This is a genomic window from Streptomyces sp. N35 (assembly GCF_016464295.1).
Classification (GTDB): Bacteria; Actinomycetota; Actinomycetes; order Streptomycetales; family Streptomycetaceae; genus Streptomyces.
In genome coordinates this window covers 49,357-69,197 of the sequence record NZ_JAEIMH010000026.1, presented here as the reverse complement: position 1 = coordinate 69,197, position 19,841 = coordinate 49,357, and the positions used below count along the sequence as shown (strand labels likewise).

Sequence of the window (19,841 nt, the reverse complement as noted above, 5' to 3'; positions counted from 1 at the left end):
CTGACATTGCCGTAACGCCAGATCTGAAGAGGGAGTACGCGATGAGCGCATCCGACGGCGCCGACCGCAGCCTGGGACAGCTGGTCGCCTCGGCGACCAGTGAGATGTCCGCGCTGATCCATGACGAGATCGCGCTGGCCAAGGCCCAGTTGCGGACGGATGTGAAGCGTGGCGCGACCAGCGGCGGAGCGTTCATCGCCGCGCTCGCGGTGCTGATCTTCTCGCTGCCGATGCTGAGTTTCGTCCTGGCCTACGCGATCAACACCTGGACGGGGGGCCACAACGGAAACGGCGGCTGGAACCTCGTCTGGTGCTTCGGGCTCTCCTTCCTGGCGAGCGTGCTGCTCGCCGGGCTGCTCGCGCTGATCGGCGTGATCATGGCCAAGAAGACCGCGAAGGCCAAGGGCCCCCAGAAGGTCGCCGCCTCCGCCAAGGAGACCGCCGCCGTGCTCGGCAACGTCAAGCCGCATCCGCGCTCCGTCACCGCCCCGGCCAGGGGTGAACTGACCCGCGCGGTCGAGGACGCCAAGCCTGTGGCACGCTCGACTTCATGACGGACCCTTCCGCGACTTCGGTTGTGCGCCTGGACGGCCCCTGGACCCACCGAGATGTCGCGGCGAACGGGGCCCGCTTCCATATCGCCGAGATGGGCGACGGACCGCTCGTCCTGCTGCTTCACGGCTTTCCGCAGTACTGGTGGACCTGGCGCCATCAGCTGCCCGCGCTCGCCGAGGCCGGCTTCCGCGCGGTCGCGATGGATCTGCGCGGCGTCGGCGGCAGCGACCGCACACCGCGCGGTTACGACCCGGCGAACCTCGCGCTCGACATCACCGGAGTCGTACGGTCCCTCGGCGAGCCGGACGCCGCGCTCGTCGGTCATGACCTCGGCGGGTATCTCGCGTGGACCGCGGCCGTGATGCGCCCCAAGCTGGTGCGCCGGCTCGCGGTCTCCTCGATGCCGCATCCGCGACGGTGGCGTTCGGCGATGCTCGGGGACATACGGCAGACCAAGGCCGGCTCGTACATCTGGGGCTTTCAGCGGCCGTGGCTGCCGGAGCGGCAACTGGTCGCGGACGACGGCGCGTTGGTCGGCGAGCTGATCCGGGACTGGTCGGGGCCGCGGCTTCCGGACGACGCGGCGGTGGACACGTACCGCAAGGCCATGTGCATTCCGTCGACGGCGCACTGCTCGATCGAGCCGTACCGGTGGATGGTGCGGTCGATGGCGCGGCCGGACGGCATCCAGTTCAACCGGCGGATGAAGCGGCCGGTGCGCGTGCCCACGCTGCATCTGCACGGTTCGCTCGACCCGGTGCTGCGTACGCGCAGCGCGGCGGGCTCGGGCGAGTACGTCGAAGCCCCGTACCGCTGGCGGCTGTTCGACGGTCTGGGGCACTTCCCGCACGAAGAGGACCCGGCGGCCTTCTCCAAGGAGCTCGTCGAGTGGCTGAAGGACCCTGAGCCGGACCGGTGAGGCACGGGCGAACACCTGTGCATCGAACGGCCTTTGCCCCGCGCATAAGCCAATTGAGTGGCGCTCGTGTGGTTACCGACCATGAGGCACGGGCAGACGTCGGGGTATGGGCTGGACGCACGACTACAGTGACGCAGCACGCAACCGCCGCTCGGCTCCCGGGTCTTCGGAGCTGAACCCGTTTCAGGGAGGCGGCCCACAGGGCCAGGGTCACCGGTCCCACCAAGTGGCTATCGGGATCCCCCGTATCCTGCGCCGCCGCGCCCGCTGGGTGTCGGCCAGGCTGCGGCATACGACCAGGGCCTGAAGCCCCCGTACAAGCGCGGCTCGCAGCGCACACCCCTGCGCCGCTCACCGCGCCCACACGCGCGACCTACAGCGCACACCCCTGGCTGTCCACCTGCTGGTTGGCGGTGCGGCCCGCGCTGATGTCGTCGCGGATCTCGTCCACCGTGAGCGCATAGCCGGTGTCCGCGCTGTCCAGGGACTTGGCGAAGATCACGCCGTAGACCTTGCCGTCCGGGGTGAGCAGCGGGCCGCCGGAGTTGCCCTGGCGGACGTTCGCGTACAGCGAGTAGACGTCGCGGCGCACATTGCCGCGGTGGTAGATATCCGGTCCGCTGGCGTCGATCCGGGCGCGGATACGGGCCGAGCGGACGTCATACCCGCCGTTCTCCGGGAAGCCGGCCACGATCGCGCTGTCGCCGGTACCGGCGTCGCGGTCGGTGAACTGCAGCGGGCGTGCGTCCAGCTGCGGTACGTCGAGTACGGCGATATCGCGCTTCCAGTCGTAGAGCACGACCGTGGCGTCATAGCGCTTGCCCTCGCCGCCTATCTGGACGGTGGGCTCGTCGACGCCGCCGACCACATGCGCGTTGGTCATCACGCGGCGGTCGGCGAAGACGAAGCCGCTGCCTTCGAGGACCTTGCTGCAACTGCTCGCGGTGCCGAGCACCTTGACGATGGAACCCTTCGCGCGGGCGGCGACCGGACTGCCGGCGAGCTTGGGGTCGGGCGGGCGGACCTCGGTGATCGGCTCGTTGGCGAACGGGCTGAAGACCTGCGGGAATCCGTTCTGCGCGAGCACCGAGCGGAAGTTGGTGAACCAGGTGTCGGCCTGGCCCGGCAGGGCGCGGTCGATCCCGTTGAGCACCTTGGAGTTACGGACCTCCTTGCCCACCGTCGGCATGGTCGTGCCCGCCAGGAGCGAGCCGATCAGCCAGGAGACGAGGAGCAGCGCGAGCACGTTGACCACGGCGCCGCCCGTGGCGTCCAGGGCTCTCGCGGGTGACCAGGTGATGTAGCGGCGCAGCTTGTTGCCCAGGTGGGTGGTGAAGGCCTGGCCGACGGAGGCGCAGACGATGACGACCACGACCCAGACGACCACGGCCGTCGTGCCCGCCTGCTCCTCGGTGAACTGCTTCCAGATCACCGGCAGTACGTAGAGCGCGACGAGGCCGCCGCCCAGGAAGCCGAGCACCGAGAGGATGCCGACGACGAAGCCCTGGCGGTAGCCCACGATGGCGAACCACACGGCGGCGACCAGGAGCAGGATGTCGAGCACGTTCACCGAATCACGCCTCGCCTCGCGTCACAGTCGCCACTCCTCGGCCGTCGGGGCTGATCTCTGACTCCGGGCTCCGGGCTTCCGGATCTGTGCGTCCGGACCCCTGATCCCTGATCAGCCGTGGAACATCTACTCCGGGGCCCTTTTCGGGGCGTGTCCCGGTGCCTCCCCCGGGTGGGACCCGGACAAGCGCAAGTGCCAAGCCTGTCATGCGCGCCAGTCGAGAGGGACCTGCTTTGTGCGGTCCCAAGGTCTTTCCCAGCCCGCGTAGTGCAGGATCCGGTCGATCACACCGGCCGTAAAACCCCAGACCAGAGCGTCACCGACGAGGAATGCGGGACCTTGGTGACCGCGCGGATGGACCGAGGTCACCCGGTGCTCGGCAGCCGTGAGATGTGCCACGGGAACCGTGAACACCCGGGCCGTCTCGGCCGGATCCACCACACCGACCGGCGTCGGCTCGCGCCACCACCCAAGGACGGGGGTGACGACGAAACCGCTCACCGGGATGTAGAGCTTCGGCAGCACCCCGAAGATCTGGACGCCCGCGGGGTCGAGTCCGGTTTCCTCCTCGGCCTCACGAAGGGCGGCGCGCAGCGGACCGTCACCGGCCGGATCACCGTCCTGCGGGTCGAGGGCGCCGCCGGGGAACGAGGGCTGCCCGGCATGCGAGCGAAGCGAACTGGCCCGCTCCATGAGCAGCAGCTCGGGACCCTGCTCGCCCTCGCCGAACAGGATCAGGACCGCCGACTGCCGTCCCGCTCCGCTCTCGGGCGGCAGAAACCGGCTGAGCTGCTTCGGCTCGACCGTCTCGGCGGCCTTCGCCACGGGGGTCAGCCACTCGGGCAGCCCCTCGCGCGAGACGAGGACCTCCCCGCCGTAGGAACTCCCTGTCTGCGCCCCGCCTGTCTGCGCCCTGCCTGAATGCGTCACGCGTCACCCCCGTACGGACCCCTCAACGGCCGGACCACACCCGATCGTTCCCCTGTCACACAGCTCCCATCGGAGGCGCGGCCCGGCCCGGATAGTCCGGCGGGGGCTTGAGGCGCTGGCCCGGGAAGCCGCCCTTCTCGTACTTGAGCAGCTTCTTCGCCTTCTCCGGATCGATCTCGCCCTCTCCGTACGAAGGACAGAGCGCGGCGATCGGGCAGGCGCCGCAGGCGGGCTTGCGGGCGTGGCAGATACGGCGGCCGTGGAAGATGATCCGGTGCGACAGCATCGTCCAGTCGCTCTTCGGGAAGATCTCGCAGATCAGCGCCTCGATCTTCTCGGGGTCCTCGCTGTCGGTCCACTTCCAGCGCCGTACGAGCCGGCCGAAGTGGGTGTCGACGGTGATGCCCGGGACGCCGAAGGCATTGCCCAGGACGACATTGGCCGTCTTGCGGCCGACGCCCGGCAGCTTGACCAGGTCCTCCAGGCGGCCGGGGACCTCACCGCCGTGCTCGTCGCGCAGGGCCTTGGCCAGGCCCATGATCGAACGGGTCTTGGCGCGAAAGAACCCCGTAGGGCGGATCAGCTCCTCGACCTCCTCCGGGTTGGCCGCGGCCAGGTCCTCGGGGGTCGGGTACTTGGCGAACAGGCCCGGCGTCGTCTGGTTGACCCTCAGGTCCGTGGTCTGCGCCGAAAGCACCGTGGCGACCAGGAGCTGGAAGGGATTCTCGAAGTCCAGCTCCGGGTGGGCATACGGATAGACCTCGGCGAGCGCCCGGTTGATCTTGCGCGCCTGACGCACCAGGCCGGTCCGGGTCTGTGCCGGCTTGGCCTTCCTGATCACCGGGGGGCCCGCGGCACCCGGCTCCTTGTCGCTTTTCGCCATGCCAAGAGCGTACGGGGAGCTGCTGACAGCGGGTGGGTGGTTGAGCGGGACGGCCGGGCTGCTGGTGCGCCGCATACCTCCGTAAATGAGAATGTCCGTGCGGTCCACAGGCGACGGACAGGCGAAGCGGTCCGCAGGCGGCGGACAGCCGGAAGGGGTGCGGTGCACGCGGAACAGGAGGCGTCCACCGCTGCCGGTATGCAGCCGGAGGAGATCGATCCGGACGCGCGCTGGCTGAGCCTCGTCATGCATCTGACGTTCTTCGTGCTGCAGGCGACGGCCCTGATCCGGTTCATCCAGCGTCATCCGGCGACGGTCAACTCCGCGCTGGTCATCATCCTGGCCGCGCTCCTCGCCGTGATCTACGCGGCCGGGGTCGGCCGCGACGCGTACGCGACCACGGACCCGTCGGCGCGGCGCTCGCAGGCCTGGCGGGTCGGGTGGCTGGCCGCGGTGGTCGTGGTGTGGGCCGTCCTGGTGGAGCTCGCGCCGAGCTTCGCGTGGGTGGCCGTGCCGCTCATCTACGCGGCCCTGCGGATCCTGCCGCCGGTGGCCGCGTGTGTGCTCGTCGGGGTGCTCACCGTCTTCGTGATCATCGCGCAGCTGGCGCTCTCGCCCCGGTTCGACCTGGATCTGGTGGTCGGGCCCGCGGCGGTCGCCGGGTTCGCCACCGCCGTGTTCCTGCACATGAAGCGTCTCGCGTCCCGGCAGCGGCGGCTGATCGACGATCTGATCCGTACGCGCCGCGAGCTCGCCGCCACCGAACGCCGGGCCGGCACGCTCGCCGAGCGCCAGCGCCTGTCGATGGAGATCCACGACACCCTCGCGCAGGGGCTGTCCAGCCAGCAGATGCTGCTTCAGGCCGCCGAGCGGACCTGGGACAGGGATCCGGCCAAGGCGCACGGGCACGTACGGGCCGCCACGAAGATCGTCGAGCACAACCTCGCCGAGGCCCGCCGCTTCGTCCATGACCTCGCCCCCGCCGACCTGGCGCTGTCGGGCGGACTCCCGCAGGCGCTGCGGGCGCTGGCCGGGCGCGAGAGCGACGAGCGGCTGCGGGTCCTGGTGCACACGGAGGGGCAGATCGGCTCCGAACTGCCCGAGCGGGTGCAGTCGACGCTCCTTCGGATCGCCCAGGGCGCGCTCGCGAACGTACGGGAACACGCCCGGGCCACGACCGCCGTCCTGACGCTGACCACGCTCGACGACCGCGCGGTGCTCGATGTCGCCGACGACGGGCGCGGCTTCGATCCCGCCGCCCTGCCGGACGCGCCCGAGGGGTCGCGCGGGCACGGACTGCCGGCGATCCGGGCGCGGGTGCGGCAGCTGGGCGGGACGCTGGCGGTGGAGTCGGCGCCCGGGGAGGGGACGGTGCTCACGGCGACGATTCCGCTGGCCGGGCGCGACGAATAGGAGTGCCCGGAAACCACCGGATGCCTCAGCCCAGGGCCCGTAAGTTTTGCCCGTTATGCCCCTTTTCCAGCAATGGTGCCGATCCGTTCTCGCCCCGTTCGCCCACAGCAGAATCACTCCGCACAACCATGGCGCCGTACACCCTTGGCCAGCGCTCTCACCGGCCTGTTGGAGTTCTGCGGAGTAGCACGAAGAGCACCCTGAACATGGCCGGAACTGACCCAACCACCCCCGATTGGGTCCCCAGTCGCACAGGACACCTCATCAGTACGGCAAACTTGTTGTGACTGATCACACTGTTTGCTACGTCCTGCACTATGGGCACCACAGCCCACTGGAGCCGGACGACATAGGAGAGAACTCGTGGACGACGTTCTGCGGCGCGCCCCGCTCTTCGCGGCGCTCGATGACGAGCAGGCGGCTGAGCTGCGCGCCTCCATGAGTGAGGTGACCCTCGCGCGCGGCGACGCGCTGTTCCACGAGGGCGACCCGGGCGACCGCCTGTACGTGGTCACCGAGGGCAAGGTGAAGCTGCACCGCACCTCCCCCGACGGCCGCGAGAACATGCTCGCCGTGCTCGGCCCCGGTGAGCTCATCGGTGAGCTCTCGCTGTTCGACCCGGGCCCGCGTACCGCCACCGCTTCGGCGCTGACCGAGGTCAAGCTGCTCGGCCTCGGCCACGGCGACCTCCAGCCCTGGCTCAACGCCCGCCCCGAGGTGGCCGCCGCGCTGCTGCGCGCCGTCGCCCGGCGCCTGCGCAAGACCAACGACCAGATGTCCGACCTGGTCTTCTCCGACGTGCCGGGCCGTGTGGCCCGCGCGCTCCTCGACCTGTCGCGCCGCTTCGGCGTGCAGTCCGAAGAGGGCATCCACGTCGTGCACGACCTCACGCAGGAGGAGCTCGCCCAGCTGGTGGGCGCCTCGCGCGAGACGGTCAACAAGGCTCTGGCGGACTTCGCCGGCCGCGGCTGGCTCCGCCTGGAGGCCCGCGCGGTGATCCTGCTGGACGTCGAACGTCTGGCGAAGCGCTCGCGCTGAGCGCCTCCGGTTGTACGTGGACGGGGTCTGCCCTTCGGGGCGGGCCCCGTTTCCGTTGGCCGGGACACCCGTTCCCGTTGGCCGGACCACCCGTTCCCGCCCAGGCGGCGGGTTGGCCGGAACACCGGCCGTCGGACCACCCGGACCTAGATCAGCCCGTGCTCCCGCAAATACTCCAACTGCGCCCGCACCGAAAGCTCCGCCGCCGGCCACAGCGAGCGGTCCACGTCCGCGTAGACCGCCGCCACGACCTCCGCCGACGTCAAGTGCCCGTTCTCCACGGCCGTTTCGACCTGGGCCAGGCGGTGCGCGCGGTGGGCGAGGTAGAACTCGACCGCGCCCTGAGCGTCCTCGAGGACCGGCCCGTGGCCCGGCAGGACCGTATGCACGCCGTCGTCCACCGTCAGGGAGCGCAGGCGGCGCAGCGAGTCCAGGTAGTCGCCGAGCCGGCCGTCGGGGTGGGCGACGACCGTGGTGCCGCGGCCGAGGATCGTGTCCCCGGTCAGGACCGCCTGGTCGGCGGGGAGATGGAAGCAGAGCGAGTCGGAGGTGTGCCCGGGCGTGGCAACGACCCTGAGCTCCAGGCCGCCCACCTCCAGGGCCTCGCCGGCCGCAAGCCCCTCGTCCCCGAGGCGCAGCGACGGATCGAGCGCCCGCACCTGCGTGCCCGTGAGGTCCGAGAACCGCGACGCCCCCTCCGCATGATCCGGATGCCCGTGCGTGAGCAGCGTGAGCGCGATGCGCTTGCCGGCCTTCTCGGCCGTGGCGATGACGTGCCGCAGATGCCCCTCGTCCAGCGGCCCGGGGTCCACGACGACGGCGAGCGGCGAGTCCGGCTCCGACAGGAGCCAGGTGTTCGTGCCGTCCAGGGTCATCGCGTTGGCGTTCGGCGCGAGGACGTTGACGGCCCGGGCGGTGGCGGGCCCGGAGAGGACCCCGCCGCGGGGCTGGCCCGGCAGGGCGGCCGCGTCGGTCATGCGTCCGAGCCGCTCTTGAGCACGATGCGCTTGGTGAACTCGTCGTGCCCGGGCCAGCAGAGCACCAACTCCCCGTCCTCCAGGCGCGCCTGGGCCAGTACGGGCGTCAGATCCCGCTTGGCCGATGAGGCCAGGGCGTCGGCCGACGTGGCGTAAGGCTCCAGTTGCCGCAGCGTCGTGATCGTCGGCGGCATCATCGTCAGCTCGCCGCGGTCGTAGCCCGCCGCCGCCTCGGCCGGCCGGGTCCACACCGTGCGGTCCGCCTCGGTGGACGCGTTGCGCGTCCGCTGCCCCTCCGGCAGCGCGGCCACGAAGAACCACGTGTCGTACCGCCGCTGTTCGAACTCGGGCGTGATCCACCGCGCCCAGACGCCGAGCAGATCGGAACGGAGGACGAGCCCGCGCCGCGCCAGGAACTCGGCGAAGGACAGCTCACGCTCCACGAGCGCGACCCGGTCCGCCTCCCAGTCGTCCCCGGTCGTGTCACCGACGACCGAGTCCGCCGTCGGCCCGGCGAGCAGCACGCCCGCCTCCTCGAAGGTCTCCCGCACCGCCGCGCACACGATCGCCTGCGCCTCGGCCTCGGCGACACCGAGCCGCTCGGCCCAGGTGGCGAGCGAGGGCCCTGCCCAGTCGACGTGCCGGTCGTCGTCGCGCGGATCGACCGAGCCGCCGGGATAGGCGTACGCACCGCCGGCGAACGCCATCGAGGTCCGCCGCCGCAGCATGTAGACGTCCGCGCCCTGCTCACCGTCGCGCAGCAGCAGGACGGTGGCGGCCCGACGGGGGGTCGCGGGCGTCAGTTCACCGTTCGCGAGCGCCCTGATCCGGTCGGGCCATTCCGGCGGGTACCACTGGCCATTGGACATGGGCGGAGGCTATCCGCTTGCGCGACGATGTTCGAGAGGCAGGCGATCTCGTACGAGGGCGGGGGTGGCTCAGGGTGGGGGCGGAACCGGAACCAGGGCCGGAGGGCCCCCTGCCTCAGGAGAGGTCCGGACCGTGGGCACACGGAGGGACAACCTCACCGATCACGCTGACGCGCGTCCAGGGCCCGTCGCTGTCGTCCGGGTCGCCGCACAGGTGAACCGCCGGCCATCCTCGGGCCAGCGCCGGGCGGACATCCTTGTCCAGACTGTCGCCCACCACGAGGCACACGGACTGATCGCGGGTGAACGCGTCGCTCACAGCCTGGAAGAACCCCGGATGCGGCTTGGCGTAGCCGACCTCCGAGGAGACGAACACCCTGGCGACGTGTTCTTCCAGACCGCTGAGGCTCAGCTTGAGCCGCTGCAGCCGGGAAGCCCCATTCGTGATCAACCAGACCTCGTGGTCGCGAGCCATCCGCGCCACGAACCCCGCCGCCCCCGGGAAGGGCCGCACCAGCGCCTGCCGGTGCCGCACGAACTGCCGCGCGGCATCCTCGCGATCTGCGTCCACGCCTGCGGTGCGCAGCACCTCGCCCCAGACCTCCGCGCGGTACCGCTGCCCCCACACGGCCGCCTGCGGCACCGAGACGAGCGTCAGATCCGCCCAAAGCGCCTCCCAAGAGCTGATCCCCAGGTCTCTCAGTCGCTCGAAGTACGGCCCTGAGCGCCAACGGGACCGGGCGGCGGCGAACACGCTCCGCACGGCCTCCGAAGGACGCTCCACTCCGACCGAGTGCAGGGTGTCCTCAACAGCCGCCCAGGCGGCGCTCCAGTCCGGGAGCAGTGTGTCGTCCAGGTCCACGAGGACGACGAACCCACCTGTCTCCACACAACCTCCTGCAGACACTGCCCCTGCCCCGGCGCACCAACGCCAAGGTCCCGGTCGAAACCGACCGGGACCGAAGGCTCGTACCAGCGGAAGAGGACCTCAGTCCTGCACGAGCTCCACGATGAACTCGACCTCGACGGGAGCGTCAAGCGGAAGCACCGCCACACCCACCGCGCTGCGCGCGTGCACACCCTTGTCGCCGAAGACCTCGCCGAGCAGCTCGCTCGCACCGTTGATCACGGCGGGCTGGCCGGTGAAGTCCGTGGCGGAGGCGACGAAGCCCGTCACCTTCACGACCCGCGCGACGCGGTCGAGGTCGCCGGCGATGGACTTGATCGCGGCGAGCGCGTTGAGCGCGCAGATGCGGGCCAGGTCCTTGGCCTCCTCGGGCGTCACCTCGCCGCCGACCTTGCCGGTCGTCGGCAGCTTGCCCTCCACCATCGGGAGCTGGCCCGCGGTGTAGACGTAGGCGCCGGACTGAACGGCGGGCTGGTAGGCCGCGAGCGGCGCCACGACGCCAGGCAGCTTCAGGCCGAGCTCGGCCAGCTTGGCCTCGACGGCGCCGCTCATGCCTGCTTCTCCCGCTTGAGGTAGGCCACGAGCTGCTCGGGGTTGTTCGGCCCGGGCACGACCTGGACGAGCTCCCAGCCGTCCTCGCCCCAGGTGTCCAGAATCTGCTTGGTCGCGTGCACGAGGAGCGGCACGGTCGCGTATTCGTACTTGGTCATGGGGCCGAGCGTAATGCCCCGGCGCGGGCCGCGGGTCCGCGGTGGGACCCGTCGGATGTCCTTCGACGCGCGTACGGTGCGGAGCCCCCGGGATTCAACCGCGGCGTACTGGTTACGCTCGAAGGCGTGAGCAGGCTTCAGGTCGTCAGCGGCAAGGGCGGGACCGGTAAGACGACGGTCGCCGCCGCCCTCGCGCTCGCCCTCGCGACCGAGGGCAAACGCACCCTCCTCGTCGAGGTCGAGGGCCGGCAGGGCATCGCCCAGCTCTTCGAGACGGAGGCGCTCCCCTACGAGGAGCGGAAGATCGCGGTCGCCCCGGGCGGCGGTGAGGTGTACGCCCTCGCCATCGACGCCGAGCTGGCGCTGCTGGACTACCTCCAGATGTTCTACCGGCTCGGCGGCGCGGGCCGCGCGCTGCGCAAGCTCGGCGCCATCGACTTCGCCACCACCATCGCGCCCGGTGTCCGCGACGTCCTGCTCACCGGCAAGGCCTGCGAGGCGGTACGCCGCAAGGACAAGCGGGGGCGGTACGCGTACGACTACGTGGTGATGGACGCCCCGCCCACCGGACGTATCACCCGCTTCCTCAATGTGAACGGCGAAGTCGCGGGCCTCGCGAAGATCGGGCCGATACACAACCAGGCGCAGGCCGTGATGCGGGTCCTCAAGTCCGCTGAAACGTCTGTGCACTTGGTGACGCTGCTCGAGGAGATGCCGGTCCAGGAGACCCTCGACGGGGTCGCCGAGCTGCGCGCGGCCGGGCTGCCGGTCGGCCGGATCCTGATGAACATGGTGCGGCCCACGCTGCTCGACGGGCCCGTGCCCGACGGCGTGAAGCGCACCGAGATCGCGCGCGAGCTGTCGCGGGCCGGGCTCGGCGGTGCGCGCAAGGGCGGGCTCGCGGAACAGCTGGTCGAGCCGCTGCTCGCCCAGGCCGCGGAGTACGCCGAGCGGATCGCCCTGGAGCAGGAGCAGCGCGCCGAGCTGGCCGAACCCGGTCTTCCCGTACACGAGTTGGAGTTCCTCAGCGAGGGCATCGATCTGGCCGGGCTCTACCGCCTGGCCTCCACTCTGCGCCGGCAGGGAGTCTCATGACGCTGGACGTTCCCCCCACGCTCGCCGTGGATCCGCTGCTCGACGACCCGAAGACCCGGATCATCGTGTGCTGCGGCGCGGGCGGCGTGGGCAAGACCACGACCGCGGCGGCACTCGGCCTTCGCGCGGCGGAGCGCGGCCGCAAGGTGGTCGTCCTGACCATCGATCCGGCCCGGCGCCTGGCCCAGTCGATGGGCATCGACTCGCTCGACAACACTCCACGCCGGGTGAAGGAGATCGAGGGCGACGGCGAACTGCACGCCATGATGCTCGACATGAAGCGCACCTTCGACGAGATCGTCGAGGCGCACGCGGATGCCGAGCGGGCCCGGGCGATTCTGGAGAACCCCTTCTACCAGTCGCTCTCGGCCGGTTTCGCCGGTACGCAGGAGTACATGGCGATGGAGAAGCTGGGGCAGCTCCGCGCACGCGACGAGTGGGATCTGATCGTCGTCGATACGCCGCCGTCGCGTTCCGCCCTCGATTTCCTGGACGCTCCGAGCCGGCTCGGCTCGTTCCTGGACGGCAAGTTCATCCGGGTGCTCATGGCGCCGGCGAAGGTCGGCGGCCGGGCCGGGATGAAGTTCCTGAACGTCGGAATGTCGATGATGACCGGCACGCTCGGCAAGCTGCTCGGCGGTCCGTTCCTCAAGGACGTGCAGACCTTCGTGGCCGCGATGGACACGATGTTCGGCGGTTTCCGCACCCGGGCCGATGCCACGTACCGGCTGCTTCAGGCGCCGGGGACGGCTTTTCTCGTGGTGGCCGCGCCCGAGCGGGACGCGCTGCGCGAGGCCGCGTACTTCGTGGAGCGGCTCGCGGCGGACCGTATGCCGCTCGCCGGGCTCGTGCTCAACCGTGTGCACGGCAGCGGTGCCGCGCGGCTCTCGGCGGAGCGTGCGCTCGCCGCCGCGGAGGCGCTCGGGGCGCCGGACGGCCCCGTAGAAAATCATGAAACGGGCGGCATTGTGGATCAGGAGGGCGGGAAGGAAGAGGTGCGTACCCCTCCCGAACCCCTTGATTCTCCCGAAACCCCGGCATCCTCAACAGACTCTGCGTCGGACTCCCCGACAGCGGAATCCGACGGCACAGACCTGCCCGCGGCGGCCGAACTCACCGCGGGACTCCTGCGCTTGCACGCCGAGCGGATGCGACTGCTCTCCCGTGAGCAGCGCACGCGTGACCGCTTCACCGCACTCCACCCCGAGGTGGCGGTGGCCGAGGTGGCCGCGCTGCCCGGCGATGTACACGATCTCGCGGGGCTGCGGGACATCGGCCATCGGCTCGCGACCGGTGGTCGACCGGCCGAAGCTGTGTAAAGAAACAGCTGTTTCGATGAACAGCTGCGCCGGCAGCAGTAGGGCGCTAGCCCACCGCGGCGTAGCTCTCGTACGTCTCGCTGTCCTCCGCGTCCACGGGCAACAGTCCCGTGCTGCGCTCATATTCACTGCGGGCCGTCTCGAGCAGCCGGCGCCAGGAGGTGACCGTGGGCCGCCTGCGCAGCAATGCGCGCCGCTCCCGCTCGGTCATTCCACCCCAGACACCGAACTCGACACGGTTGTCCAGGGCGTCTGCCAGGCACTCCGTACGCACCGGACATCCGGTGCACACCGCCTTGGCCCTGTTCTGTGCCGCACCTTGTACGAACAGTTCATCCGGATCAGTAGTGCGGCAGGCTGCCTGCGCACTCCAGTCAACTACCCAGCCCATGCCGGCGCCGTCCTCTCCCGAATCGAGGCTCCCCCACGGCGGCAGCGGCATATTCACCGCCGCCAGTTGAGGACGTTACGGAAGGTGGGCACAGCGCAACACCCCCTTCGGGCCCAATCTTGAATGGCCCGAACGGACTATGCGTAAGCGGCAGATCACCCGACGGAGTGAGCCGCGGACATGCGTGACTATCCCGACAGATCGGGGCAGTTCAGCTGGGTCACAACGGGCGCCGGATGACGCATGAGGCGGAAACGGACAGAGCTCCGGCGTCTTCGGGGGTGCCGGAGGCTTGATACGTGACCGCACTGCTGTGACAGTTGTGAGCAGCTTAGGCCAACGCCTATACGCCTGTCCGGCGAATCGGAACGTTGGCCGCTGCCCGCAGCCGTACCCGGGAACACACTCGTGTCACAGGCCACAGGCATTACGGATCGAGGTCGAACATCCCGATGACGGACCGATCCCTCGGAACGCACAGACCTACGGATTAGGCTGCCCCCATGGGTAAGAAGCTCTCGGGTGGCGGACTGTCGCCGACGCAGCAGGCCGCCAAGTTCCTCGGCGTCAGCGTGCTCTCCGGCGCGGTCCTTGCGGGCATCGCGCTCCCCGCGGCGGGTCTGGTGGGCCTCGCGGCCAAGGGATCGGTCGAGGAATTCGACGAGATCCCCGCCAATCTCAAGCAGCCTCCGCTGATGCAGCGCACCACGATCACCGACGCGAAGGACAACCCGATCGCGACGGTCTTCGCCCGTGACCGCACGCTGGTGGATCTCAAGGAGATCTCCCCGTACATGCAGAAGGCGATCGTCGCGATCGAGGACTCGCGCTTCTACGAGCACGGCGCGGTCGACCTCAAGGGCATCCTGCGCGCGGTGAACGAGAACGCCCGCTCGGGCGGTGTCTCCCAGGGTGCTTCGACCCTCACGCAGCAGTACGTGAAGAACGTCTTCGTCGAAGAGGCGATGGACGACCCGGCCAAGTTCCGCGAGGCCACCGAGCAGACCCTCGGCCGCAAGATCCGCGAGCTGAAGTTCGCGATCCAGGTCGAGGAGAAGCTCGGCAAGAAGAAGATCCTCGAGAACTACCTGAACATCACGTTCTTCGGTCAGCAGGCCTACGGCGTCGAGGCCGCCTCGCAGCGCTACTTCTCCAAGCCCGCCAAGAAGCTGAACCTGCAGGAGGCCGCGCTGCTCGCCGGCATCGTGCAGTCGCCGAGCCGGTACGACCCGGTGAACGACGAGCAGGAGGCCACCAAGCGCCGCAATGTGGTGCTGCAGCGGATGGTCGCCACGGGCGACATCTCGCAGCAGGAGGCGGACAAGGCCAAGGAATCGAAGATCGCGCTGAAGATCTCCAAGCCGCAGAACGGCTGCATCACCGCGACGAAGGGCGCCGGGTTCTTCTGCGACTACGTCAAGACGGCGTTCCTCGACAGCCCGACCTTCGGCGACACCCGCGAGGAGCGTGTCGAGAAGTGGAACCGCGGCGGTCTGCGGATCAAGACCACGCTCGACCCGCAGGCGCAGGAGTCCGTGCAGGCCTCGCTGAAGGACCACGTCTACCAGAAGGACAAGGTGGCCGGCGCGGCCACGATCGTCGAGCCGGGCAGCGGCAAGATCCTCGCGATGGGGCAGTCGCGGCCTTACGGCGGCGAGGACAAGAAGAACGAGACGACGATCAACTACTCGGTCGACCACCGGATGGGCGGGTCCAACTTCGGGTTCCCGACCGGTTCTACGTTCAAGCCCTTCCTGGCCGCGGCGGCCATAGAGCAGAACAAGCCGCTGAACCAGGTGTACCCGGCGCCGTACGAGATGCCGTACCCCAGCCCCATCACCGGCTGCAACACCACGTACAAGAACGTCAAGTCCGAGATGGCCGAGAACGAGAACGAGGCCGAGGTCGGACCGTACGGGCTGAAGGAGGCGATGGAGAAGTCGGTCAACACCTACTTCGTCCAGATGATCGCCGATATCGGCATGTGCCCGATCACCGAGATGACGAACAAGCTGCATGTCGTGCAGGGCGACGGCAAGCAGCTTCCCGAATCTCCCGCGGCGCTGACCCTCGGCTCCAACGGCATGTCGCCGCTCACCATGGCGAGCGCGTACGCGGCGTTCGCCAACCGCGGCACGTACTGCTCGCCGGTCGCCATCGAGTCGATCACGGACGCGAACGGCAAGGCGCTCGAGGTGCCCAAGTCGACCTGCGAGCAGGCGATGTCGGTGCAGACGGCCGACTCCATCAACTCGCTCCTGAGCGGCGTGGTCGACTCCGGTACGGGTGCCAGGGCGGGCCTGAGCGGGCGCGACAACGCCGGAAAGACCGGTACCACCGACTTCCGCAAGAACGCCTGGTTCGTGGGCTACACCCCGAACATGTCGGGCGCTGTCTGGGTCGGCTCCCCGACCCAGACGGTCGAGATGGAGTACATCACCATCGGCGGCCGCTACCACGAGAAGGTCTTCGGCGGTGAGGTCCCCGGTCCGATCTGGCGCGACGCCATGACCGGTGCGCTGGCCGGCAAGGAAGCACCGCAGTTCAACCGGGTGCACATCCCTGACGTCCCGCGCAAGGACAAGGACAAGGACGAGGACGGGGACGACGGCAAGCCCGGCCGTCCCGGTGGCGGCGGCAACGGCGGGGGCGGTGACGATCCCGACCCCGGCATCAGCCTGCCGCCCGGCATCATCGGCGGCAACGACGGCGGCGGTGACAACGGCGGCGGCAACGGCGGCGGGTGGCCCGAGCCGCGCTGATCGTGGCCGATCTCCCTTTGCCTGTACGCGGATGAGGGAGCCCCCTGGGTCAGGGGGCGCCCTCTTCGTCGTACGACCCGGTGGTCGGCCGGACTCAGCCCGCCAGCGCCTGCTTGACCGCCGCGGCGACGCGGCCGCCCTCGGCCTGGCCGGCCACCTTCGCGTTCGCCAGCTTCATGACCTGGCCCATCGCGCGCGGCCCCTCGGCGCCCGCGGCCCTGGCCTCCCCGACCGCCTGGGCCACGATCGCCGTCAGCTCGTCATCGCTCAGCTGCTTCGGCAGGTACTCGGCGAGCACCTCGCCCTCCGCCTTCTCGCGCTCGGCCGACTCGGTGCGCCCGCCCTGCGCGAAGGCCTCCGCGGCCTCGCGGCGCTTCTTCGCCTCGCGGGTGATCACCTTCTGCACCTCGTCGTCGGAGAGCTCGCGCTTCTCCTTGCCCGCGACCTCTTCCTTCTGGACGGCCGCGATGGTCATCCGCAGGGTGGAGGAGCGCAGCTCGTCGCGCGCCTTGATCGCGACATTGAGGTCTGCCTGCAGCTTGGTCTTGAGCGTGGTCATGGGTTCAGTGTCGCAGGTACGACGTGTGGGGTGCCTGCGCATTTCCCCTGCCCCGCAAGGGCCGGCAGGCGGACTGTGGCCCTCCGCCTACGTCTGCGACGATGGGTTCCATGCGCGCGCGATACGGAGTACCTCTGTCAATCACCGCGGCGGCGGCCGCGGGTGTGGTGTACGCGGCCGGGATCGAGGTGCGTTCGTTCCGGTTGCGGCGGGTGACGGTGCCGGTGCTTCCGGCGGGCATGCGGCCACTGCGCGTTCTCCAGGTCTCCGACATCCATATGGTGGGCGGCCAGCGCAAGAAGCGGCACTGGCTGCAGTCGCTCGCGGGGCTGCGCCCCGACTTCGTCATCAACACGGGTGACAACCTGTCCGATCCGGACGGGGTGCCCGAAGTCATGGACGCGCTCGGCCCGTTGATGCAGTTCCCCGGCGCGTACGTCTTCGGCTCGAACGACTACTACGGTCCGCGGCTCCGCAACCCCGGCCGCTATCTGACCGAGCGGATCCGGGGCCAGCACGGTCTCAACGGCAACCCGCCCGTCGTCGGCGCCCTGCACAACCCGTGGGAGGACCTGCGCGACGGGTTCGACGCGGCCGGCTGGGTGGGCCTGACCAACACACGGGGTTCGCTGAAGATCGACGGGTACGAGATCGCCTTCACCGGCCTCGACGACCCGCACATCCGCCGCGACCGCTACGAGCAGGTGGCGGGCGGCCCCGAGTCGGGCGCCGACTTCTCGATCGGCGTCGTGCACGCCCCGTATCTCCGCTGCCTGGACGACTTCGCCCAGGACGGCTATCCGCTGATCCTCGCCGGGCACACGCACGGCGGCCAGCTCTGCATCCCCTTCTACGGGGCGCTGGTCACCAACTGCGATCTGGACACGGACCGCGTGAAGGGCCTTTCCACGCACACGGCCGGCGGCCGCACCTCGTATCTGCACGTCTCCGCGGGCTGCGGCACGAGCCGCTACGCGCCGGTGCGGTTCGCGTGCCCGCCGGAGGCGACGCTGCTGACGCTGGTGGAACGGGAAGGCTGAGGTTCGGCTGGGGCGGGCGCGCGGACCGGGAGCGGCGACGTCCGCCCGGTGCGGGCGCGCGGGTGGTGGGGGCGTTGTTTACGGTGATCTCATGACGGCGCCCATTTCCGGATATGTCCTGCCTCAAGCGGTCGCGCCGCCGGAACGCAGACCGTTCGCGGCCGCCTTCCGCGCGCTGATCTCCCTCGCGGCGGTCACCAGCATCATCATCAACCTGTGCCTGAGCGACAGCGCGCTGCGCGTGTTCAGCTACTTCACGATCCAGAGCAACGTGATCGTGGCGGTCGTCCTCGCCCTCTCGGCCTGGCGCGCCTGGAAGGGCCTGCCGCCGCTCCCGGCCTGGCTGACGACGGGCACGGTCGTCTTCATCTCGATCACGGGCCTCGTCTACCACGCGATCCTGGCGAACAGCGCGAGCGCCTTCTCCATGACGGACCAGCCCGGCCTCTCCGGCTGGCACGAGGTGGCCAACCAACTGCTCCACACCGTCACCCCGCTCGCGGCCTTCGCGGACTGGCTGCTCCTGACCCGCCCGGGCGGCCTGCGCCTGCGGCACGCGGGCCTGTGGCTGCTCTACCCGCTGGCCTACCTGGCGTTCTGCCTGCTGCGCGGCGCGGTCATGTCCCCGGGCTCGACGGCCCGCTACCCGTACCCCTTCGTGGACGTCGACCAGCACGGCTACGCCGGCGTCCTGGGCAACGCGGTCGTCCTCGGCCTCTGCTTCTACGCCCTGGCCCTGGCCTTCGTGGGCCTCGACCGCATCCGCCCCGCGCCGGGCCCCCGCAAAAACCGGATTTCGTCTCCGGGCGCCGGTCCGCTAAAGTAATCGATGTCGCCGCGACCTGCAGCAGTGCGGGGCGTGGAGTACGACATCGGGGTGTAGCGCAGCTTGGCAGCGCGCTTCGTTCGGGACGAAGAGGTCGTGGGTTCAAATCCCGCCACCCCGACAGCTGGAACAGCAGGTCAGGCCCGGTTCTCCTTCTTGGAGAGCCGGGCCTGATCTGTGTTTCGGGGTTGTTGGGGAGTGGACGCGGTCGGTCCTTCCTTTCGCATCCAGGACCGCCGCGCGACCCGACCGGACGACGTTGATTACAATCGCCTGTCATGTCGAAGCCTGACGAACTGCTTGTTGACGTGGCCGCCCTGGTGGAGTCCGGGCGCAGCAATCAGATGTCTCTGACCGTGGTCGCCGGTGGTGCTGTCATCACGGGGCGACTGGCTCCCGAAGCCGTCTGGAGGCAGCGGGTGTCGGAGGTCCTGGCGGACTCGGCCCACCTGAGCGATTTCTCGGCCGTCTTCACCAGTGCCCCGCGCAAGGACGGAGCGCCCACGCATCTGCATTTCCATGTGGCGCGGATTCTGCAGGGCACGGTGGGGATCCCGGAGACGGGCGGGATGTACCGCGTGGCGATCGCTGACGTCAGCGCTTGGACCATGGGTGACTTCAGCTACTCGGAGCACTGACCGCAACGCTGCGCGCACCGAAGGCGAAGCGCCGTGCGCACGCCACCTCAGGCGGCGGTCTTCGGGTTCTCCGATGCGGCGGCGTGGCGGTATTCGGCGTTGAGGCGCTGCGCTTCTTCGAGCTGGTCCTCGAGGATGATGATGCGGCAGGCGGCCTCGATGGGGGTGCCCTGGTCGACGAGCTCGCGGGCCCGGGCAGCGATGCGCAACTGGTAGCGGGAGTAGCGCCGGTGGCCGCCGGCGGAGCGCAGCGGGGTGATCAGGCGGGCTTCGCCGATGGCGCGGAGGAAGCCTTGCGTGGTGCCGAGCAGCTCGGCGGCGCGGCCCATGGTGTAGGCGGGGTAATCGTCGTCATCGAGACGACCGAACGAGTCATCTGCCGTCATCTGCACCTCTTTTGTCGGAACGCGTGGAGGGGCCCGGGTGCCGTACTGGCACCC

22 protein-coding genes and 1 tRNA gene are annotated in these 19,841 nt (G+C 69.8%); 12 read left to right on the top strand and 11 right to left on the bottom strand.

Annotated elements, in window-relative coordinates:
* Positions 1 to 41 precede the first annotated feature (41 nt).
* The 3 genes from JAO81_RS16670 (at position 42) to JAO81_RS42510 (ending at position 1,781) form a co-directional block, all read left to right on the top strand.
* Positions 42 to 554 (top strand): phage holin family protein, encoded by a 513-nt coding sequence (locus tag JAO81_RS16670; RefSeq protein ID WP_165333013.1) that lies wholly within the window; start codon positions 42 to 44, stop codon positions 552 to 554.
* Positions 551 to 1,474 (top strand): alpha/beta fold hydrolase, encoded by a 924-nt coding sequence (locus tag JAO81_RS16665; RefSeq protein WP_199548637.1) that lies wholly within the window; start codon positions 551 to 553, stop codon positions 1,472 to 1,474. Before JAO81_RS16670 ends, JAO81_RS16665 begins: the two co-directional genes overlap by 4 nt.
* Positions 1,475 to 1,580: 106 nt before the next feature.
* Entirely contained in the window at positions 1,581 to 1,781 is a 201-nt protein-coding gene (locus tag JAO81_RS42510) for a hypothetical protein (RefSeq protein WP_233415464.1), read from the top strand.
* Between the two features lie 66 nt (positions 1,782 to 1,847).
* Here the strand turns inward: JAO81_RS42510 and JAO81_RS16660 are convergent, their stop codons facing one another.
* The 3 genes from JAO81_RS16660 to nth all read right to left on the bottom strand — a co-directional run bounded on the left by JAO81_RS16660 (position 1,848) and on the right by nth (position 4,857).
* Positions 1,848 to 3,044, bottom strand: a complete 1,197-nt coding sequence (locus JAO81_RS16660; RefSeq protein ID WP_199548636.1) for a MarP family serine protease — start codon at positions 3,042 to 3,044, stop codon at positions 1,848 to 1,850.
* A 204-nt stretch (positions 3,045 to 3,248) separates the two neighbouring features.
* Entirely contained in the window at positions 3,249 to 3,890 is a 642-nt protein-coding gene (locus JAO81_RS16655) for a CoA pyrophosphatase (protein ID WP_233415471.1), read from the bottom strand.
* Between the two features lie 139 nt (positions 3,891 to 4,029).
* Entirely contained in the window at positions 4,030 to 4,857 is an 828-nt protein-coding gene (gene nth, locus JAO81_RS16650) for an endonuclease III (RefSeq protein WP_199548634.1), read from the bottom strand.
* A 162-nt stretch (positions 4,858 to 5,019) separates the two neighbouring features.
* Here nth and JAO81_RS16645 point away from each other — a divergent pair, with 162 nt between their 5' ends.
* Both JAO81_RS16645 and JAO81_RS16640 read left to right on the top strand, forming a co-directional pair.
* Positions 5,020 to 6,270 (top strand): sensor histidine kinase, encoded by a 1,251-nt coding sequence (locus JAO81_RS16645; RefSeq protein ID WP_374194305.1) that lies wholly within the window; start codon positions 5,020 to 5,022, stop codon positions 6,268 to 6,270.
* Positions 6,271 to 6,633: 363 nt separating this feature from the next.
* Positions 6,634 to 7,308, top strand: a complete 675-nt coding sequence (locus JAO81_RS16640) for a Crp/Fnr family transcriptional regulator (RefSeq protein WP_016642758.1) — start codon at positions 6,634 to 6,636, stop codon at positions 7,306 to 7,308.
* Between the two features lie 146 nt (positions 7,309 to 7,454).
* Here the strand turns inward: JAO81_RS16640 and JAO81_RS16635 are convergent, their stop codons facing one another.
* From JAO81_RS16635 to JAO81_RS16615, 5 genes are all read right to left on the bottom strand, one after another.
* Complete coding sequence (locus tag JAO81_RS16635) at positions 7,455 to 8,285, bottom strand: MBL fold metallo-hydrolase (protein WP_199548633.1); 831 nt, start codon at positions 8,283 to 8,285, stop codon at positions 7,455 to 7,457.
* On the bottom strand, positions 8,282 to 9,154 hold the full coding sequence (locus tag JAO81_RS16630; RefSeq protein ID WP_199548632.1) for an NUDIX domain-containing protein: 873 nt from the start codon (positions 9,152 to 9,154) through the stop codon (positions 8,282 to 8,284). The genes JAO81_RS16635 and JAO81_RS16630 overlap by 4 nt, the downstream gene beginning before the upstream one ends.
* Positions 9,155 to 9,269: 115 nt before the next feature.
* Positions 9,270 to 10,043 carry an HAD family hydrolase gene (locus tag JAO81_RS16625; protein ID WP_199548631.1) on the bottom strand — a complete coding sequence of 258 codons (774 nt, stop codon included), beginning with the start codon at positions 10,041 to 10,043 and terminating at the stop codon, positions 9,270 to 9,272.
* A gap of 99 nt (positions 10,044 to 10,142) precedes the next feature.
* Positions 10,143 to 10,613, bottom strand: coding sequence for a RidA family protein (locus JAO81_RS16620; protein WP_199548630.1), 471 nt, complete (start codon positions 10,611 to 10,613; stop codon positions 10,143 to 10,145).
* Complete coding sequence (locus tag JAO81_RS16615; protein WP_018386146.1) at positions 10,610 to 10,771, bottom strand: DUF4177 domain-containing protein; 162 nt, start codon at positions 10,769 to 10,771, stop codon at positions 10,610 to 10,612. Before JAO81_RS16615 ends, JAO81_RS16620 begins: the two co-directional genes overlap by 4 nt.
* A 126-nt stretch (positions 10,772 to 10,897) precedes the next feature.
* Here JAO81_RS16615 and JAO81_RS16610 point away from each other — a divergent pair, with 126 nt between their 5' ends.
* Complete coding sequence (locus JAO81_RS16610) at positions 10,898 to 11,866, top strand: ArsA-related P-loop ATPase (RefSeq protein ID WP_199548629.1); 969 nt, start codon at positions 10,898 to 10,900, stop codon at positions 11,864 to 11,866.
* Complete coding sequence (locus JAO81_RS16605; protein ID WP_199548628.1) at positions 11,863 to 13,185, top strand: ArsA family ATPase; 1,323 nt, start codon at positions 11,863 to 11,865, stop codon at positions 13,183 to 13,185. The genes JAO81_RS16610 and JAO81_RS16605 overlap by 4 nt, the downstream gene beginning before the upstream one ends.
* A gap of 46 nt (positions 13,186 to 13,231) precedes the next feature.
* Here the strand turns inward: JAO81_RS16605 and JAO81_RS16600 are convergent, their stop codons facing one another.
* Complete coding sequence (locus JAO81_RS16600; protein ID WP_187815053.1) at positions 13,232 to 13,576, bottom strand: WhiB family transcriptional regulator; 345 nt, start codon at positions 13,574 to 13,576, stop codon at positions 13,232 to 13,234.
* A 503-nt stretch (positions 13,577 to 14,079) separates the two neighbouring features.
* On the opposite strand from JAO81_RS16600, the gene JAO81_RS16595 reads away from it, so the two are divergent.
* On the top strand, positions 14,080 to 16,338 hold the full coding sequence (locus JAO81_RS16595) for a transglycosylase domain-containing protein (protein ID WP_199548627.1): 2,259 nt from the start codon (positions 14,080 to 14,082) through the stop codon (positions 16,336 to 16,338).
* Between the two features lie 94 nt (positions 16,339 to 16,432).
* On the opposite strand, the gene JAO81_RS16590 is transcribed toward JAO81_RS16595, so the two are convergent.
* On the bottom strand, positions 16,433 to 16,897 hold the full coding sequence (locus JAO81_RS16590; RefSeq protein ID WP_199548626.1) for a GatB/YqeY domain-containing protein: 465 nt from the start codon (positions 16,895 to 16,897) through the stop codon (positions 16,433 to 16,435).
* Positions 16,898 to 17,007: 110 nt separating this feature from the next.
* Here JAO81_RS16590 and JAO81_RS16585 point away from each other — a divergent pair, with 110 nt between their 5' ends.
* The 4 genes from JAO81_RS16585 (at position 17,008) to JAO81_RS16570 (ending at position 19,401) form a co-directional block, all read left to right on the top strand.
* Entirely contained in the window at positions 17,008 to 17,937 is a 930-nt protein-coding gene (locus JAO81_RS16585) for a metallophosphoesterase (RefSeq protein WP_199548625.1), read from the top strand.
* Positions 17,938 to 18,028: 91 nt separating this feature from the next.
* Positions 18,029 to 18,763, top strand: coding sequence for a Pr6Pr family membrane protein (locus JAO81_RS16580; RefSeq protein ID WP_199548624.1), 735 nt, complete (start codon positions 18,029 to 18,031; stop codon positions 18,761 to 18,763).
* Between the two features lie 47 nt (positions 18,764 to 18,810).
* Positions 18,811 to 18,884: transfer RNA gene (locus JAO81_RS16575), tRNA-Pro, on the top strand.
* A 157-nt stretch (positions 18,885 to 19,041) separates the two neighbouring features.
* Positions 19,042 to 19,401, top strand: coding sequence for a hypothetical protein (locus JAO81_RS16570; RefSeq protein WP_199548623.1), 360 nt, complete (start codon positions 19,042 to 19,044; stop codon positions 19,399 to 19,401).
* Positions 19,402 to 19,448: 47 nt separating this feature from the next.
* On the opposite strand, the gene JAO81_RS16565 is transcribed toward JAO81_RS16570, so the two are convergent.
* On the bottom strand, positions 19,449 to 19,787 hold the full coding sequence (locus JAO81_RS16565) for a MerR family transcriptional regulator (protein ID WP_199548622.1): 339 nt from the start codon (positions 19,785 to 19,787) through the stop codon (positions 19,449 to 19,451).
* Positions 19,788 to 19,841: the final 54 nt, after the last annotated feature.